Origin of the sequence: Pseudomonas putida (assembly GCF_028682395.1) — a bacterium.
Taxonomy (GTDB): Bacteria; Pseudomonadota; Gammaproteobacteria; order Pseudomonadales; family Pseudomonadaceae; genus Aquipseudomonas; species Aquipseudomonas putida_AB.
Genome location: NZ_JANHLC010000006.1, coordinates 179197 through 194137, shown reverse-complemented (window position 1 = coordinate 194137; position 14941 = coordinate 179197). Strand labels below are relative to the sequence as shown.

Annotated in this window: 12 protein-coding genes; 9 read left to right on the top strand and 3 right to left on the bottom strand. The window is 62.9% G+C overall.

The features are described 5' to 3' along the window. Positions 1-162: 162 nt before the first annotated feature. Positions 163-1446, top strand: a complete 1284-nt coding sequence (locus tag NPS46_RS16220) for an arsenic transporter (RefSeq protein WP_274108820.1) — start codon at positions 163-165, stop codon at positions 1444-1446. Positions 1447-1471: 25 nt separating this feature from the next. Here NPS46_RS16220 and NPS46_RS16215 read toward each other — a convergent pair whose 3' ends face one another. Continuing rightward, positions 1472-2419 carry a DUF1853 family protein gene (locus NPS46_RS16215; RefSeq protein ID WP_274108818.1) on the bottom strand — a complete coding sequence of 316 codons (948 nt, stop codon included), beginning with the start codon at positions 2417-2419 and terminating at the stop codon, positions 1472-1474. Between the two features lie 104 nt (positions 2420-2523). Here NPS46_RS16215 and NPS46_RS16210 point away from each other — a divergent pair, with 104 nt between their 5' ends. From NPS46_RS16210 to NPS46_RS16175, 8 genes are all read left to right on the top strand, one after another. Then, positions 2524-3414, top strand: coding sequence for an NAD(+) kinase (locus NPS46_RS16210; protein WP_274108816.1), 891 nt, complete (start codon positions 2524-2526; stop codon positions 3412-3414). Beyond that, positions 3411-4385 carry a metallophosphoesterase gene (locus NPS46_RS16205; protein WP_274109060.1) on the top strand — a complete coding sequence of 325 codons (975 nt, stop codon included), beginning with the start codon at positions 3411-3413 and terminating at the stop codon, positions 4383-4385. Before NPS46_RS16210 ends, NPS46_RS16205 begins: the two co-directional genes overlap by 4 nt. Next, positions 4382-5254 (top strand): rhomboid family intramembrane serine protease, encoded by an 873-nt coding sequence (locus NPS46_RS16200; protein WP_274108815.1) that lies wholly within the window; start codon positions 4382-4384, stop codon positions 5252-5254. Before NPS46_RS16205 ends, NPS46_RS16200 begins: the two co-directional genes overlap by 4 nt. A 30-nt stretch (positions 5255-5284) precedes the next feature. Next, the gene (locus NPS46_RS16195) at positions 5285-5545 is read left to right on the top strand and encodes a YeaC family protein (protein WP_274108813.1); all 261 of its coding nucleotides are present in this window, start codon (positions 5285-5287) and stop codon (positions 5543-5545) included. Then, on the top strand, positions 5542-6372 hold the full coding sequence (locus NPS46_RS16190) for a DUF2797 domain-containing protein (protein ID WP_274108811.1): 831 nt from the start codon (positions 5542-5544) through the stop codon (positions 6370-6372). The genes NPS46_RS16195 and NPS46_RS16190 overlap by 4 nt, the downstream gene beginning before the upstream one ends. Before the next feature lie 12 nt (positions 6373-6384). Further along, on the top strand, positions 6385-9042 hold the full coding sequence (pepN, locus tag NPS46_RS16185; protein ID WP_274108810.1) for an aminopeptidase N: 2658 nt from the start codon (positions 6385-6387) through the stop codon (positions 9040-9042). A gap of 328 nt (positions 9043-9370) precedes the next feature. After that, positions 9371-10423 (top strand): WD40/YVTN/BNR-like repeat-containing protein, encoded by a 1053-nt coding sequence (locus NPS46_RS16180; protein ID WP_274108807.1) that lies wholly within the window; start codon positions 9371-9373, stop codon positions 10421-10423. A 21-nt stretch (positions 10424-10444) separates the two neighbouring features. Continuing rightward, entirely contained in the window at positions 10445-12820 is a 2376-nt protein-coding gene (locus NPS46_RS16175) for an efflux RND transporter permease subunit (RefSeq protein WP_274108805.1), read from the top strand. 95 nt (positions 12821-12915) lie between these two features. Here the strand turns inward: NPS46_RS16175 and NPS46_RS16170 are convergent, their stop codons facing one another. Together NPS46_RS16170 and NPS46_RS16165 are read right to left on the bottom strand one after the other, a co-directional pair. Beyond that, positions 12916-13782, bottom strand: coding sequence for a LysR family transcriptional regulator (locus NPS46_RS16170; protein WP_274108803.1), 867 nt, complete (start codon positions 13780-13782; stop codon positions 12916-12918). A 199-nt stretch (positions 13783-13981) separates the two neighbouring features. Next, on the bottom strand, positions 13982-14935 hold the full coding sequence (locus NPS46_RS16165) for a helix-turn-helix domain-containing protein (protein ID WP_274108802.1): 954 nt from the start codon (positions 14933-14935) through the stop codon (positions 13982-13984). Positions 14936-14941: the final 6 nt, after the last annotated feature.

Genomic DNA, 14941 nt, shown 5'->3' with positions numbered 1-14941 from the left:
GAATCCCCCGTTCTAGTGCGACGGAGTCCTTTTACTCTAATCCTCTTTTCAGCGTTTCGCCCGAGTCAGATCAGTGGTTGGCGGGTTTGGCTTTCCCGGGGCGTCGGGGAACCGTATATTGCCCACGCCTATCGATCCACGCCCTGTTCAAGGTCTTTTGTCATGCTGCTAGCCGTCGCCATTTTCCTGCTGACCATCACCCTGGTGATCTGGCAACCCCGGGGGCTGGGCGTCGGTTGGAGCGCCACGCTCGGCGCGGTGCTGGCGCTGCTCGCCGGCGTGGTGCAATTGAGCGATATCCCGCTGGTCTGGCAGATCATCTGGAATGCCACGGCCACCTTCATCGCCCTGATCGTGATCAGCCTGCTGCTCGACGAGGCGGGCTTCTTCGCCTGGTCGGCGCTGCATGTAGCGCGCTGGGGACGGGGCCGTGGGCGGCGGCTGTTTGCCTTTATCGTGCTGCTGGGCGCACTGGTTTCGGCCTTGTTCGCCAATGACGGCGCGGCGCTGATTCTGACGCCCATTGTGATTTCCATGCTGCTGGCCTTGCGGTTTTCGCCCGCTGCGACCCTGGCCTTTGTCATGGCCGCCGGCTTTATTGCGGACACCGCGAGCCTGCCGCTGGTGGTGTCGAACCTGGTCAACATCGTCTCGGCCGACTTTTTCGGCATCAGTTTCAACCGCTATGCGGCGGTGATGGTGCCGGTCAACCTGGTCAGCGTGGCCGCGACACTGGGCGTGCTGCTCTGGTATTTCCGGCGGGACATCCCGGATGACTATGCGCTGGAGCAACTGGCCGATCCGGCCAGCGCGATCCATGACCGGGCGACGTTTATTGCCGGTTGGTGGGTGCTGGGGATCCTGCTGGCGGGCTGCTTTGCCCTGGAGCCGCTGGGGATTCCGGTCAGTGCCATCTCCGCGACTTGCGCCGTGTTGCTGTTGGGGGTTGCGGCCAAGGGGCACAGGATCTCCACGCGCAAGGTGTTAAAGGAGGCGCCCTGGCAGATCGTGATTTTCTCCCTGGGCATGTACCTAGTGGTCTATGGCCTGCGCAATGCTGGCCTGACGGCGCAGCTGGCCGGCTGGCTCGATGGCTTTGCACAGGGCGGGATCTGGGGCGCCGCATTGGGCACCGGCCTGCTGACGGCGGGGTTGTCGTCGGTGATGAACAACCTGCCGACGGTGTTGATCGGCGCGCTGTCCATCGATGCCAGCCAGGCAACGGGGGTGGTGAAGGAAGCGATGATCTACGCCAATGTGATCGGCAGCGACCTGGGGCCCAAGATCACCCCGATTGGCAGCCTGGCGACGCTGCTCTGGCTGCATGTGCTGGAGCGCAAGAGTATCCGGATCGGCTGGGGCTACTACTTCAGGGTCGGGATCGTGCTAACCGTTCCGGTGCTGCTGGTGACTCTGGCCGCGCTGGCTCTGCGGCTGAGCCTGTAGCCGCACGGGTTCCGGCGGCGTCAGGTTAAACACCGGGTACATTGGGCCAGAGATCGGCCACCAGAAACAGCCGCTCGACTTCTTCCCAGTCGCCTTGGGCGTTCTGTTTCAAGCGCACCAGCAGTTGCGCCGGTGCCTGGGGGTCGAGTTCGGCCAGCCAGGCGTCCAGTTGCCAGGGGTGCCAGGTGTCCTGTTCGCCATAACACGCCGGTGCCAGCCAGGCATGCCGGGGCAGGGGTTGCCAGCGCCCCGCCGGGCTCTGGGCGAGAAAGGCCGGCCAGTCACGCTGGTGCAGCCAGCGTCCGCGCAGATGCCGTGGGTGCGCGCCCTGGGGCGGCGCAGCCAGGCCCGGCCAGGGGTACAACAGGTAGCCGCCCATCCAGAAGTGAGCGCTGAACGCCTGGATATCCAGCTCGGCCAGCAGCTCGCGACTCTCCGGACGGGCGGAAATCGGCAGTTGATGGGTGTGCAAATGCTCCAGCTTGCGGTCCAGGCGGTCATGACACCCCGGGCCCAGCCACTGTGAAGGATCGTCGCCATCGCCCTGTTGCGGTCCCAGATAGAGCTTAATCGCCAGTTCCAGGTGGTGCACGCCGTCGCGGTCGCGCAACAGCAGGTCGAGCTCGCCCAGGGTATGCCCCGCGCGACGGATCGGCAGGTTGGCGGCGATAAAATCGATGCCCGGCGCCTGCTGCACTGCAAACTGCCACAACCGTTCGTAGTACAGCCCCAGGCGGCGGGTGGCGCCCAGGGCCAGCCAGTCGAGCAGGGCACTGCAATCGCGGTCGAGTTGGTGCAGCCAGCGCTCCAGTCGGTCCGGCGCGGCCACCCAGTCACTGCCGGCCAGGGGGTGACGCTGGGGCCAGGGCGTGCGTTCGAGCATCGGCGGGGCGAGGATCACCCACGCCAGGTCGCGTACCGGCGGCTGGCGCAGTTGGCGGGGGAGGTCGAGTAGTTCGGGGAACAGGATCATTCTGCGAGCATAGTCTCCCGGCAGCGGCCTGAAAGGATTTTGTCTATCGGCGCCTTTCGCCCATAATCGCTGTTTTAGCCCGTCCGAACCCCCGCAGGAGCCCCATGGAGCAATTTCGCAATATCGGCATCATTGGCCGCCTGGGCAGTTCGCAGGTGCTGGATACCGTCCGCCGCCTCAAGCGCTTCCTGCTCGAACGCCACCTGCATGTGATCCTCGAAGACACCATCGCCGAAGTCCTGCCGGGCCACGGCTTGCAAACCTCGTCGCGCAAAATGCTCGGTGAAGTCTGCGACATGGTGATCGTCGTCGGCGGCGACGGCAGCCTGTTGGGCGCCGCCCGGGCGCTGGCACGGCACAATATCCCGGTGCTGGGCATCAACCGTGGCAACCTGGGCTTCCTGACCGATATCAGCCCCGACGAACTGGAAGTGAAGGTGGCCGAGGTGCTCGACGGTCATTACCTGGTCGAGAACCGTTTTTTACTTCAGGCCGAAGTGCGCCGCCATGCCGAAGCCATCGGCCAGGGCGATGCCCTCAATGATGTGGTGCTGCACCCTGGCAAATCGACCCGGATGATCGAGTTCGAACTGTATATCGATGGCCAGTTCGTCTGCAGCCAGAAGGCCGACGGCCTGATCGTCGCGACCCCGACCGGCTCCACGGCCTATGCGATGTCCGCGGGGGGGCCGATCATGCACCCCAAGCTCGACGCCATTGTCATCGTGCCGATGTACCCCCATACCTTGTCCAGCCGGCCCATCGTGGTCGATGGCAACAGTGAGCTGAAAATCGTCGTCTCGAAGAATATGCAGATCTATCCGCAAGTCTCCTGCGATGGGCAGAACCATTTCACCTGCGCGCCGGGCGATACGGTCACGATCAGCAAGAAACCGCAGAAACTGCGCCTGATTCACCCCCTGGACCATAACTACTACGAGGTCTGCCGGACCAAGTTGGGTTGGGGCAGCCGACTCGGCGCTGGAGGCGACTGATGCTCGATCCCGCGCGTAGCTACGATCTGATCGGTGACGTGCACGGTTGCGCCCACACCCTCGAACACCTGCTCGACCGGCTGGGTTACCGCAAACATGCCGGGGTCTGGTGCCATCCTTCGCGCATGGCGTTGTTCCTGGGCGATATCATCGACCGCGGGCCACGGATTCGGGAGGCGCTGCATATCGTCCACGATATGGTCGAGGCCGGGCAGGCGTTGTGCATCATGGGCAACCATGAGTTCAACGCGCTGGGCTGGAGCACACCGGCGCCGCCGGGCAGTGGCAAGCAGTTCGTGCGCGAGCACACGCCGCGCCATGCCCGGCTGATCGACGAGACCTTGCAGCAGTTCGCCCAGCATCCGCGGGACTGGCATGACTTTCTCGGTTGGTTCTACGAGTTGCCCCTGTTTGTCGATGCCGGACGCTTTCGCCTGGTCCACGCCTGCTGGGATGCCGAGTTGATCGCCCAATTGCGGGTGCAATATGGCGATGGCCGGGTCGATGAGCATTTTGTCCAGGCCGCGGCCGTACCGGGCAGCTTTGCCTGCAATGCCTTCGACCGCTTGCTGCGCGGCACCGATATGCGCCTGCCTGATGGCTTGACGCTGACCGGGGGCGATGGCCTGACCCGCTCGTTCTTCCGTACCAAATTCTGGGAAGACGATCCACAGACCTACGGTGATATCGTCTTCCAGCCCGATGCCCTGCCTGAACGGGTTGCGCGTACGCCGCTGTCTTCGAGCCAGAAAAACACCTTGCTGCGCTATGGCATCGACGAGCCGCTGTTGTTTGTCGGGCATTACTGGCGTAGCGGCCGGCCGGCCCCGATTCGGCCGAACCTGGCCTGCCTGGATTACAGCGCCGTGCTCTACGGCAAGCTGGTCGCCTATCGGCTGGACCAGGAAACCCTTCTCGACCCGCGCAAGTTCGTCTGGGTCGATGTCGAACGCCCGGAGGCGCCTCGATGAGTGCAATTGCCGTACTACGCCTGCCGCTGGAGCGCGATCTCAGCGGCTTTGTCCATTTGCTGCAGCGCATGCAGGTGCCGCATCGGGTCAGCGAGGAGGCGGGCGAACAGGTGCTCTGGGTGCCCGAGGCCATCAGTGCCGATGTCCTTTCGTTGTACCAGCGTTTCCCCGAGGGCGATCCCGAGCATCAACTGCCCTTGCCCGAGACCACGACCACGCGCTTGCGCCCGGGGTTTGCCCAGCAGTTGCGCGATGGCCCGGTGACCGCCGCCGTGCTGTTGGCGGCCCTGATCGTTGGGGCGCTGACATTGCTGGGCGACAACCTGGCGTCGATGCACTGGCTGACCTTTCTCGATTTCCGCATCCAGGGCGACTACATCCAGTTCCGCCCCTTGGCCGAGAGCCTGGCGGCGGGGCAATGGTGGCGCCTGGTCACGCCGATGCTGCTGCACTTCGGCATCCTGCACATCGCCATGAACGGCATGTGGTACTGGGAGCTGGGCCGGCGTATCGAGCGGCTGCAGGGCGGGATCAATCTGCTTGGCCTGACATTGCTCTTCAGCCTGGTGTCCAACTACGCCCAGTACTACTGGAGCGGGCCGAGCCTGTTTGGCGGTTTGTCCGGCGTGCTGTACGGGTTGTTGGGGCATTGCTGGATCTATCAATGGCTCGCCCCGAACCCGGTCTATCGCCTGCCCCGCGGGGTGCTGGTGATGATGCTGGTCTGGCTGCTGGTCTGCATGTCGGGGCTGGTGTCGATGATCGGCTTCGGCCAGATCGCCAATGCCGCGCACCTGGGCGGGTTACTCATCGGATGCCTGACGGGCCTGTTGGGCGGTGCGCTGGCGCGCCGTAGACTGGCCGCCTGAATTTATTCATCCAACGCGTGGAGCGCTTGTATGTCCTCTTTTAATGAAATGATCGAAAACATCACCCCCGAGATCTACCAGAGCCTGAAGCTGGCGGTGGAAATCGGCAAATGGTCCGATGGTCGCAAACTCAGTGCCGAACAGCGCGAGCTGTCGCTGCAGGCCATGATCGCCTGGGAAGTGCAGAACTTGCCCGAAGACCAGCGCACCGGCTATATGGGCCCGCAGGAATGCGCGTCGAAGTCGATCACCGTGCCGAATATCCTGTTCAAGTCGGATGCCATCCATTGATCGAGATTGGCCGCGGTGCAATCAGCAAGATGTCCGCTCGCCTCGAGGGCGAGGACGTCCAGTACGCGTTTCGTCTGGGTGACAGTGAGGTGCCGGTCAATCCGTTGATCGGCACTTTCCTGCGCCTGGAGTACCTGGGGGCGATCCACTGCTCCCATTGCGGGCGCAAGACCAAGACCAGCTTCAGCCAGGGCTACTGTTACCCCTGCATGACCAAGCTGGCCCAGTGCGACCTGTGCATCATGAGCCCCGAGCGCTGCCATTACGACGCCGGCACCTGCCGCGAGCCGAGCTGGGGCGAGCAGTTCTGCATGACCGACCATGTGGTCTACCTGGCCAACTCGTCGGGGATCAAGGTCGGGATTACCCGCGCGACCCAACTGCCGACCCGTTGGCTCGACCAGGGCGCCAGCCAGGCCCTGCCGATCATGCGTGTGGCGACTCGCCAGCAGTCGGGCTTCGTCGAAGACCTGTTCCGCTCCCAGGTGGCCGACAAGACCAACTGGCGCGCGCTGCTCAAGGGCGATGCCCCCGCCGTGGACCTGGCGGCGGTACGCGAGCAACTGTTTGCCAGTTGCGCCGAAGGGCTGCAGGCGCTCCAGGCGCGTTTCGGCCTGCAGGCGATCCAGCCGGTGCATGACCTGGAACCGCTGGGCATCCGCTATCCGATCGAGCAGTACCCGACCAAGATCGTCAGCTTCAACCTGGACAAGAACCCGATTGCCGAAGGCACGCTGATGGGGATCAAGGGCCAGTACCTGATCTTCGACACCGGCGTCATCAATATCCGCAAGTACACGGCCTACCAGCTCGCCGTGCATCAGTAGAAGGACTCCAGCATGCGCACAGAACAACCGCAGATGATCTACCTGAAGGACTACCAGGCGCCCGAGTACCTGATCGACGAGACGCACCTGACCTTCGAGTTGTTCGAGGACCACAGCCTGGTCCATGCGCAACTGGTGATGCGCCGTAACCCGGCCCGTGGCGCCGGCCTGCCGCCGCTGGTGCTCGATGGCCAGCAACTGGAACTGCTGTCGGTCAAGCTCGATGACCGCGAACTCGGCGCCGGTGACTACCAGCTCAGTGACAGCCACCTGACGTTGCAGCCGACCCGGGACAGCTTCACGATCGACACCAGTGTGAAGATCCACCCGGAAACCAACACGGCCCTCGAAGGCCTGTACAAGTCCGGCAGCATGTTCTGCACCCAGTGCGAGGCCGAAGGTTTTCGCAAGATCACCTATTACCTCGACCGTCCGGATGTGATGAGCCGCTTCACCACCACCGTCAGCGCCGAGCAGCATCGCTACCCGGTGCTGTTGTCCAACGGCAACCCGCTGGCCAGCGGGCCGGAAGACGGCGGACGGCACTGGGCGACCTGGGAAGACCCGTTCATGAAGCCGGCCTACCTGTTCGCCCTGGTGGCGGGTGACCTGTGGTGCGTCGAGGACAGTTTCCGCACGATGTCCGATCGCAATGTGGCGCTGCGCATTTATGTCGAGCCGGAGAATATCGACAAGTGCCAGCACGCCATGAACAGCCTGAAGAAATCCATGGCCTGGGACGAGCAGACCTACGGGCGCGAGTACGACCTGGACATCTTCATGATTGTCGCGGTCAACGACTTCAACATGGGCGCCATGGAAAACAAGGGCCTGAACATCTTCAACTCCAGCTGCGTGCTGGCTCGGGCCGAAACCGCCACCGATGCCGCCCACCAGCGTGTCGAGGCGGTCGTCGCCCACGAGTATTTCCATAACTGGTCGGGCAACCGCGTGACCTGCCGCGACTGGTTCCAGCTGTCGCTCAAGGAAGGGTTCACGGTGTTTCGCGATGCCGAGTTCTCCGCCGACATGAACTCGCGCACGGTCAAGCGGATCGAGGACGTGGCCTACCTGCGCACTCATCAGTTCGCCGAAGATGCCGGGCCAATGGCCCACGCCGTGCGCCCGGAAAGCTTTATCGAGATTTCCAACTTCTACACCCTGACCGTCTACGAGAAGGGTTCGGAAGTGGTGCGCATGATCCGCACGCTGCTGGGCAACGAGGGTTTCCGTAAGGGCAGCGACCTGTATTTCGAGCGCCATGATGGCCAGGCGGTCACCTGCGATGACTTTATCCAGGCCATGGAAGACGCTACTGGCGCCGACCTGACTCAGTTCAAGCGCTGGTACAGCCAGGCCGGCACGCCGCGCCTGGCGGTGAGCGAGGCCTACGACAGCGCCGCGCAGACCTACAGCCTGACCTTCCGCCAGAGCTGCCCGCCGACGCCGGACAAAGTCGAGAAGCTGCCGTTTGTCATCCCTGTCGAGCTGGGCCTGCTGGACAGCCAGGGTGGCGAGCTTGCCCTGCAACTGGCTGGCGAAGCACAGGCTGGGGCGACCAGCCGCGTACTGTCGGTGACCGAGGCCGAGCAGACCTTTACCTTTACCGGGATTGCCGCCAAGCCGCTGCCGTCGCTGCTGCGCGGTTTCTCGGCGCCGGTCAAGCTGAGCTTCCCCTATGATCGCGACCAACTGATGTTCCTGATGCAGCACGACAGCGATGGCTTCAATCGTTGGGAAGCGGGGCAGCAACTGGCGGTGCAGGTGTTGCAGGAGTTGATTGCCCAGCATCAACAGGGCCAGGCGCTGGTGCTCGATCAACGGCTGGTCAGTGCCTTGGGCACGGTACTGGCCGATACCACGCTGGATCAGGCCATGGTGGCCGAGATGCTCTCGCTGCCGAGCGAGGCGTACCTCACCGAAATCAGCGAAGTGGCCGATGTCGACGCCATCCATGCCGCGCGCGATTTCGCTCGCCAGCAACTGGCCGACCAGTTGTTCGAGGCTTTGTGGCAGCGTTACCAGACCAACCGCGCCGTGTCGAAGCAGACGGCCTATGTGGCCGAGGCCGAGCACTTTGCGCGGCGCAGCCTGCAGAACATTGCGCTGTCCTACCTGATGCTGAGCGGCAAGCCTGAGGTGTTGGCAGCCACGCTGGAGCAGTTCGAGGCGTGCGACAACATGACCGAACGCCTGACGGCCCTGGCGGTGCTGGTCAATTCGCCGTTTGCCGAGGAGAAAGCCCAGGCACTGACCAGCTTCGCCGAGCACTTCAAGGACAATCCGCTGGTCATGGACCAATGGTTCAGTGTCCAGGCCGCCAGTGCATTGCCGGGCGCGCTGGAGCGGGTCAGGGCGTTGATGCAGCACCCGGCCTTTACCCTGAAGAACCCGAACAAGGTGCGTGCCCTGATCGGCGCGTTCGCCGGGCAGAACCTGGTCAACTTCCATGCGGCGGATGGCTCCGGCTACCGTTTCCTGGCCGACCTGGTGATCGAGTTGAACGGCTTCAACCCGCAGATTGCCTCGCGCCAGTTGGCGCCACTGACCCGCTGGCGCAAATACGACAGCGCCCGCCAGGCGCTGATGAAGGCCGAACTGGAGCGCATTCGCGGCTCGGGCGAGCTGTCCAGCGATGTGTTCGAGGTGGTCAACAAGAGCCTGGCCTGATCCCCCAGGCCCCGCTTTTCCTGCCGCAGCACGTTCGCTGCGGCGGGATAAGGGCGGTGGCGGTCATTTCTTTCAAGGCCACGATAGTGGCCTTTTTTCATCATGGGCCGGAATGCACTACCATTCAGGAGGCTGCCCGACGCCTGCGGGTTAACAAAACATAACGTCGTATCGATTGTCAGACGTTTCCAAAGCTGGCTAGGATAGCCCAGCTTCCAAGGGGCTCTAGATTGCAGGTTTCAGGACATCGGTCCGCTATCCGGCAACCAGGGCAATGCCCGCTACGGGGCCCTGAGTGACCTAACAATAATAAATGGGGGAAAGGTCTATGAGTGAGCCTGTCATGGGTGTGAGGGCCTATCGCCCGCCGGCGCTGCGCAAGGTCGCGTTGCTGACCACAGCGTTCTCGCTGTTGGGTGTCGCGGTCCTGTCGGCACCGGTCCAGGCTGCGGCTACGCCAGCTGCCGATACGGTCTATGCGATTGAAACGCCCCGGGCCGTCAAGAGCCTGCTGCTGGACGTGGTCCATGCCGGCAAGCGCCTGGTGGTGGTCGGCGATCGCGGGCATATCCTCTATTCCGACGACCAGGGCCAGTCCTGGACCCAGGCCAAGGTGCCGACCCGGCAGATGCTCACGTCCGTGTTCTTTGTCGACGACCAGCATGGCTGGGCCGTTGGCCATGATGCGCAGATCCTCGCCAGCAGCGATGGCGGCGTGACCTGGACCCGGCAGTTCGAAGACCTCAAGCGCGAAGCGCCCCTGCTCGATGTCTGGTTCAAGGACACCACCCACGGTTTTGCCGTGGGTGCCTACGGCGCGTTGCTGGAAACCCTGGACGGCGGCAAGACCTGGGAAGACATCAGCGAGCGCCTGCACAACGACGACCAATACCATCTCAACGCGATCAATGCGGTCACGGATGCCGGACTGTTTATCGTCGGCGAGCAGGGCAGCATGTTCCGCTCCACCGACTGGGGCCAGACCTGGGAACGCCTCGAAGGCCCTTATGAAGGCTCGCTATTCGGCGTGATCGGCACCGGCCAGGCCAATACCCTGTTGGCCTATGGCTTGCGCGGCAACCTGTTCCGCTCCACCGATTTCGGCAGCACCTGGACCCCGATCGAGCTCAAGGCGGTGCGCGGTGCACTGGAATTCGGCCTGTCCGGTGCAACGCTGGAAAGCGACGGGGCACTGGTGATCGTCGGCAACGGCGGCAGCGTGGTGCGCAGTACCGATAACGGCCTGACCTTCACGGTGTTCAACCGCCCGGACCGGATTTCCCTGTCGGCGGTCACCGATGCCGGCAATGGCAACCTGATTCTGGTCGGACAGGGTGGCGTACGCGCTGCTTCGCCAACAGGCGCCGAGCTGGGCAAATAATAAGAAGGCGGGGAGTTTTCCATGAGTGACCATCATCAGGACAAGGCGACGTTTCTCGAACGCCTGATTTTCAACAACCGCCCGGCAGTGATCGTGATCTGCCTGCTGGTCAGTGCCTTTCTGTTCTGGCAGGCGACGCTGATCCGCCCGTCCACCAGCTTTGAAAAAATGATCCCGCTCAAGCATCCCTTTATCGAAAAGATGCTCGAGCACCGCAATGACCTGGCGAACCTGGGCAACACCGTACGTATTTCGGTGGAGGCCAAGGACGGCGACATCTTCACCAAGGAGTACATGGAGACCCTGCGTCAGATCAACGACGAGGTGTTCTACATTCCCGGTGTCGACCGCTCGGGCCTCAAGTCCCTGTGGAGCCCCAGCGTTCGCTGGACCGAAGTGACCGAGGAAGGCTTTGCCGGTGGTGAAGTGATCCCGCAGAGCTACGACGGCTCGCCCGACAGTCTCGACGAGTTGCGCAACAACGTGCTCAAGTCCGGCCAGGTCGGGCGGCTGGTCGCCAACGACTTCAAGTCGAGCATCGTTGATATCCCGCTGCTGGAGGCGTACCCGGACCCTGAAGACCAGGGCAAGCTAGTGGCGCTGGACTATCAGAAATTCTCCCATCAGCTTGAAGAGAAGATCCGCGACAAGTTCGAGGCACAGAACCCCAATGTGAAGATCCATATCGTCGGTTTCGCCAAGAAAGTCGGCGATCTGATCGATGGTCTGATCATGGTGGTGATGTTCTTCGGCATCGCCTTCGTGATCACCTGGATCCTGCTCTACTGGTTTACCTGGTGCATCCGCAGCACCATTGCGGTACTGATCACCACGCTGGTGGCGGTGATCTGGCAACTGGGGCTGATGCATTTCTTCGGTTTCGGCCTGGATCCGTATTCGATGCTGGTGCCGTTCCTGATTTTCGCCATCGGTATTTCCCACGGTGTGCAAAAAATCAACGGGATCGCCCTGCAATCGAGTGATGCCGACAACGCCCTGACGGCGGCGCGGCGGACCTTCCGGCAACTGTTCTTGCCGGGGATGATTGCGATCCTGGCCGACGCCGTGGGGTTCATCACCCTGCTGATCATCGATATCGGCGTGATCCGTGAGTTGGCCATTGGTGCTTCCATCGGTGTGGCCGTGATTGTGTTCACCAACCTGATCCTGCTGCCGGTGGCGATTTCCTATGTCGGTATCAGCAAAAAGGCCATCGAGCGGAGCAAGAAGGACGCGACCCGCGAGCACCCGTTCTGGCGCCTGCTGTCCAATTTCGCCAGCCCCAAGGTGGCACCGGTCTCCATCGCCCTGGCGATAGTGGCCTTCGGTGGCGGCCTCTGGTACAGCCAGAACCTGAAAATCGGCGACCTCGACCAGGGCGCGCCGGAGCTGCGTCCGGACTCGCGCTACAACAAGGACAACGCCTTTATCATCAACAACTACTCGACCAGCTCCGATGTGCTGGTGGTGATGGTCAAGACCGCGTCCGAGGGTTGCTCGCGCTACGAAGCCATGGCGCCGATTGACGAGCTGATGTGGAAGATGCAGAACACCGAGGGCGTGCAGTCGGCGATTTCTCTGGTGACTGTGTCCAAACAGATGATCAAGGGGATGAACGAGGGCAACCTGAAGTGGGAAACCCTCTCGCGTAACCCGGATGTGCTGAACAACTCCATCGCCCGGGCCGATGGCCTGTACAACAATAACTGTTCCCTGGCGCCGGTCCTGATCTTCCTCAATGACCACAAGGCCGAGACACTCGACCGCGCGGTGCATGCGGTGCAGGAGTTCGCCAAGGAACACAACCGTGACGGTCTGGAATTTATTCTGGCGGCCGGCAACGCGGGGATCGAAGCGGCGACCAACGAAGTGATCAAGGAATCGGAACTGACCATCCTGATCCTCGTGTACATCTGCGTGGCGGCCATGTGCATGATCACCTTCCGCTCCTGGGCGGCGACGCTGTGCATCGTGCTGCCGCTGGTCCTGACGTCGGTGTTGGGCAATGCCCTGATGGCCTTTATGGGGATTGGCGTCAAGGTCGCGACCCTGCCGGTGGTGGCGTTGGGTGTGGGGATCGGCGTGGACTACGGCATCTACATCTACAGCCGCCTGGAAAGTTTCCTGCGTGCCGGTCTGCCGCTGCAAGAAGCCTATTACCAGACGCTGAAGTCCACGGGTAAGGCGGTGCTGTTTACCGGTCTGTGCCTGGCGATTGGCGTGTGTACCTGGATCTTCTCGGCGATCAAGTTCCAGGCGGACATGGGCCTGATGCTGACCTTTATGCTGTTGTGGAACATGTTTGGCGCCCTGTGGCTGCTGCCAGCCCTGGCGCGGTTCCTGATCAAGCCCGAAAAACTGGCGGGCAAGGTGGGTGGGTCGCTGTTCTCCCACTAAGGATGGAGGCTTGAACAAAGACACCCCGGACCGTAAGGCCGGGGTGTTTTTGTTGGCGTGTGGCGTTACGAAGGCTGGCTGGCAGCCGTGGGTGTCTAGGCGGGTTGCGAGTCCCACCGTTGGGACCAGTCGCGCTCGGTCTTGACCAGCTCGCGCAGGATCGTGAAGGCTTTTTGCAGGGTCGCCGAATCACGGTCGCGGGAATAGACCAGGTAGGTCGGGTAGCTGAACTCCGGCGCCTTGGGCACCCGTTCCAGCACACCACTGTCCAGGTAGCTTTGCACCACCCGCGTGCGGAAGTAGCCGGCCCCGCCATTGCCGAGAATGTATTGCAGGGCCATGGGCCCAAGATTGAAGCTTACGGCGGCCCGGGCCCTTTCCGGTAATGCGGCATCGTGCTGGCGGCGAAAACTCTCCCCCCAATCGATGTACACATAGGGTTCGGGGCGTTCGGGCAGGCGCACCTGGATCAGTTTCTCCTCCAGCAACTGTTCGACCTGCATCCCCGGCCAGTAAACCGGTTGATAGACCAGGGCGGCATCGAGCAGGCCCAGTTCGAGCTGGCGCAGCAGATGGTCGCCCTGGCTGACTTCGGTGCGCAGGGCGTGGCTGGGGATCTGGTCGCGCAGTTCGCGAATCCAGCCCAGCATCAGCGGGTTGTACAGGCTGACCTCGCTACCCAGGTGCAGCACGGTGTGGAAGCCGTCGGGCAATGGCAAGTCGCGGCGGGCGGCTTCCCAGGTTTGCAGCAGCTGGTTGGCGTAGACCACAAAGGCCTCGCCATCGGCGGTCAAGCGGGCGCCGGCGCGGTTGCGTACAAACAACCGCGCATCGAGCAGGCTCTCGAGTTTGTGCACGCGGGCGGTAATGGCGGTCTGGGTGACATGCAGTTTCTCGGCCGCCGCCGCCAGGCTGCCACAGCGGACGATTTCGAGAAAGGTGCGGGCGAGGTCCAGGTCCATGCTCAGGCTCGGAAGGGGAAAGCAGGCATTGTAGGCGCCTGGACGGGAGGGGCAAATGTTCCGGTCTTGCCTGGGGCGAGATGGTTCCGGCCGGATAAGCCATCAGTTGCCCAGGAACCCCTGGCCGATCAACCAGAGATTGGCGCTGCTGATCAGCGTGAACAGCATCCAGGCCCGGCCGGGATGGCCGCGGCGAGCATCATCGGCGTTTGCCGAACACCGATTTGGGCGATTTGCCAAAGAAGCGGGTGAACGCCGCGCTGAAGTTGTTCGCAAACGCATAGCCGACCTGATAGCCGGCCTGCGCCACCTGACAGCCGTTTTCCAGCAGGGTATGGGCCTTGCGCATGCGCAGTTCGGTCAGCAGGCGATAGGGGCTGGTCTTGTAGTGATGGCGAAAGCCTTCCTTGAGCTTGCATTCGTTGAACCCGACGCTGGCGGCCAGGTACGCCAGGGTCAGCGGTTGGTCGAGTTGTTCGAGCATCAATTGACGGACCCGTTCGAGCTTTTCGATATCGGCCAGGGAAAACTTTGCCTGTGGCGCGGTGGGCGCCGGGCTCAACCGTTCGAGTTGCTCGGCCAGCAGGCCAAGGCTGCGCATATGCAGGCGCAGGCGGTCGCCGCCCAGGCTGAGTTCGCGGGCCAGGGCCTGGCTGGCGGGGGAGGTCCGGGAAAACTGCAGATGGTGCAACTGGCCGCTGCCGAGCAGGGCTGCCGTGCGCGGCTCGCCAATATAGCTGCGCAGGAGTTGCGGGCCGATCAGCAGGCGCAGTTGGCGGGTCTCGGTGTCGGCGGTATAGCAGCGTTCGCCATCGCTGGCCTGGAACGCGGTGATGGTGGTGTGCCCGGCCTCGAAGGCGACCGCCGAACCATCGGCACCGCGATAGCCGGAGGCGCCGCTCAGGCCGAAAGTCATCACCAACATTTGCCGTGCATGGGGGCTGGCCGTGGCTTCGCGCAGGGGATGGTTGGGGCGGTAATGGGAACGCACCAGCAGCAGGTCGGGCGCCAGGCTCAGGTGTTCCGAATAGCAGTCGCCCAGGGTCGTCGGCAGTTGCTGGCGACTCCAGCCGTCGGCGCCCTGGCTGATCTGGCGCACGTCGCTGGTGGCGACCCGACACGTTTGGGAGGCTTTCGCTGAAGCAGGCAACACGGGCTC